Genomic DNA, 2,840 nt, shown 5'->3' with positions numbered 1-2,840 from the left:
CCCACGCTGCTGATTACGTGGGTATGGGCTTCCCACAACCCATACCCACGCTTAAATCAACTCGGCTCTATAGCTGCGAAAAGGAAGAAAACTATGAAGCGCATTTCTGCCGCTGCTCTGGCGATTGTAACCGCCCTGTCTTTATCTACCGGTGTCGCATCCGCACAAGATCTGGGCAAAGGATCTTCAGGTATCGATAGCCAAATCCGCAAAGATTTCCTCAAGTGGCAACTTGAATCTCCAGTCAGCGGAACGTTATTAAAAGAACCGACTAGCTCAATCAGTGCCGCAAATAAATCTTCCGACGCTATTCGCAGCCATAGCTCGGAAGATACCTCCGATAAGATCGCTGAATCCAGCTGGGGCCTAGCGAAGAGCTCCGTGCGACAAGATTTCCAAAACGGTGATCCTATTGGTACCTCCCTCGATACGATTCTCACGTTGGGTGGTGTCCTAGCTCTAGGCGTCATCATCTACAACGTCGCGTTGCAGGCAGGATTCCAACTCCCGCACATTGCCGCGGAGTAAGCTCTATCCATTCGTCGCATAAAAAAATCCGCTTCCTGCAGTGGGAGTGCGGTTCTCGAACCGCAACGACCGGAGGTCACAAACTCGAAAGAGGGTGTGACCTCCGGTTTTTCTTGTTTTCCTGAGATGGTGGGTGCAGATTGTGTAGGCGGGGACTTGTAGGGGGGAGTTCTGGTAAATGGACGCCGAGCCCCCGAGAACTTAGTATTCGGAGCTTATGAATCTTGCAGATACTCGTATGCTGGTTTTCTGGTTTTAGTGGCCGTGTTCACTTGCCGGGTAGCCTAGCTGTATGGCATATCCTGCAACCGTTCTACGTGTGATGATCGCCTCACCATCTGACACGCTCGAGGCTCGTGATGCCGTAGAGAATGCAATCCATGGCTGGAACAACGCTAATTCGGAGAATAAGCAGATTGCCCTCCTCCCATGGCGGTGGGAAACCTCGTCTGTTCCTGTGTCGGGAGGACATCCCCAATCGCTTATCAACTCGCAGGGCGTTGACGAGTCTGACATAATTTTTGCTCTTTTTGGTAGCCGATTGGGTTCTCCTACTCCTGGTGCAGTGTCAGGAACTGCAGAAGAGATCGAGCGCGCAATTGAACAGGGAAAACCTGTTCACCTCTATTTTTCCAGTGCTTCGCTGCCTAATGATGTTGATGTCTCGCAGCTAGAGGGTCTTCGTCAATTCAGAAGCGAGATGAGCAAGCGGGCTCTTCTCGGGGAGTTCAGTAACCCTAGTCAGCTTGAGCATGAAGTCTGGAAGGCAATTGAACACGACATCCCTCACCTGGCCGTTGATATTTCACAAAGTGAGATGGCACCTAATGGTGTGCAGTTCTTGGTACAGCCCAAGCAGGAGCGAGAACTCCAGGGGGCCGATAAGAATGGCAAGCCGAAGTATCGCACCAACTATTGGTTAGAGATTTCAAATACCGGGGACCGAATTGCCGAAGATGTTGTATTCGCTTCCGCAGGTGTGAATCCCACTATGACCGTCATCACCTCTGGGGAACCCACGAAAATTCATGCTCAGCAAACTCGTCGCCTGGATGTCGCATACATGATGGGCGTTGGGGAGAAAATTTTGCGTATTCAGTGGGTTGAGAATGGAGTGAAAAAAGAGGAAGACTTCTACGTGGGTTAATCCTCGAAAAGGTAGCCGCCAATTTTGGGGGCTGCAGGGGAAGATCAACGCACTTTAAATCGCGTAGAGCCACATATCCATCAAGATTGGGATCGCGGTCCTCATGATTGTTCATGATGACGATGCTACGAAGCATTGCCCAACAGGGCTGCCCCCTGGGGTAGGTACGAGTGGTGCAGGCGGGTATCGGACCACTGACGAGATCTTCGAACGGATGTGCCTCGATACGGGGCGTCAAAACCTTGGCGTGTTTTCATTTAAACCCCAGCTAATGGAATAATATGGAGCAGATAGCTCCTCAGTAAAGGCCCATCACCCCCTCTGCTGCAGCCCGTTGCATGTTCGTCGAGCAAGCTACAGTGCGAAGTTCGAGACGGAAGGATCCGGGCCTCGTCCGTGGTTCGACAAAAATTAAGGTGCCCTGGTGGGTGCAGAAGATAGTAGAAAGTGATTCTCAAAGTGAAAGAAGCGCAGCGCGCCGAACTGCATAAGACAATCTGGCGGATAGCCAACGACCTGCGTGGCAGCGTGGACGGATGGGACTTCAAGTCCTACGTCCTAGGGATGCTGTTCTACCGATTTATCTCTGAGAACCTCACCGAGTACCTCAACCGACAGGAGCGCGCTGCCGGGGCTTCAGACTTCGACTACGCCAAGCTTCCTGATGAGCAGGCGGAGTTTGGCCGCGAGACCACCGTCGCGGAAAAGGGCTTCTTCATTCTGCCTTCGGAGCTCTTTGCGAACGTGCGCTCTGAGGCAAAGAACAATGAAAACCTCAACGAGACGCTCGAGACAATCTTCAAGGACATTGAAGGCTCGGCTGTCGGGACGGACAGTGAGGATGACCTGAAGGGACTGTTTGATGACCTCGACGTCAACAGTAATCGTCTCGGGAACACCGTAGCCAAGCGCAATGCGACGCTGGTCAAACTCCTGGAGGCGATCGGCGACCTTCCGCTCGGCGACTTTGAAGACAACACCATCGACCTTTTCGGTGATGCCTATGAATACCTCATGGGTATGTATGCGTCGTCTGCCGGTAAGTCCGGTGGCGAGTACTACACCCCGCAGGAAGTCTCTGAGCTTCTCGCTCGCATCACTGTGGTCGGCAAGACCAGTGTGAACAAGGTGTATGACCCGGCCGTTGGTTCTGGTTCGCTGCTGC

General features: G+C 52.6%; 4 protein-coding genes. 3 read left to right on the top strand and 1 reads right to left on the bottom strand.

The window, feature by feature from the left end; translation table 11 throughout:
• Positions 1 to 93: 93 nt before the first annotated feature.
• Both K8V32_RS10130 and K8V32_RS10125 read left to right on the top strand, forming a co-directional pair.
• Positions 94 to 528 (top strand): XRE family transcriptional regulator, encoded by a 435-nt coding sequence (locus K8V32_RS10130; RefSeq protein WP_290454580.1) that lies wholly within the window; start codon positions 94 to 96, stop codon positions 526 to 528.
• A 292-nt stretch (positions 529 to 820) separates the two neighbouring features.
• The gene (locus K8V32_RS10125; protein WP_303906727.1) at positions 821 to 1,675 is read left to right on the top strand and encodes a DUF4062 domain-containing protein; all 855 of its coding nucleotides are present in this window, start codon (positions 821 to 823) and stop codon (positions 1,673 to 1,675) included.
• A 125-nt stretch (positions 1,676 to 1,800) separates the two neighbouring features.
• On the opposite strand, the gene K8V32_RS10120 is transcribed toward K8V32_RS10125, so the two are convergent.
• A complete protein-coding gene (locus K8V32_RS10120) occupies positions 1,801 to 1,932 on the bottom strand; it encodes a hypothetical protein (RefSeq protein ID WP_303906724.1) in 132 nt (43 codons plus the stop codon).
• Between the two features lie 190 nt (positions 1,933 to 2,122).
• On the opposite strand from K8V32_RS10120, the gene K8V32_RS10115 reads away from it, so the two are divergent.
• Positions 2,123 to 2,840 (top strand): type I restriction-modification system subunit M (locus K8V32_RS10115; protein WP_303906721.1); only part of this gene is annotated, 718 nt, incomplete at its 3' end.

The organism is Enteractinococcus helveticum, from assembly GCF_020742345.1.
Taxonomy (GTDB): Bacteria; Actinomycetota; Actinomycetes; order Actinomycetales; family Micrococcaceae; genus Yaniella; species Yaniella helvetica_A.
Note: the sequence above shows the minus strand (reverse complement) of the source record. Positions and strands in the feature narration are given on the sequence as shown.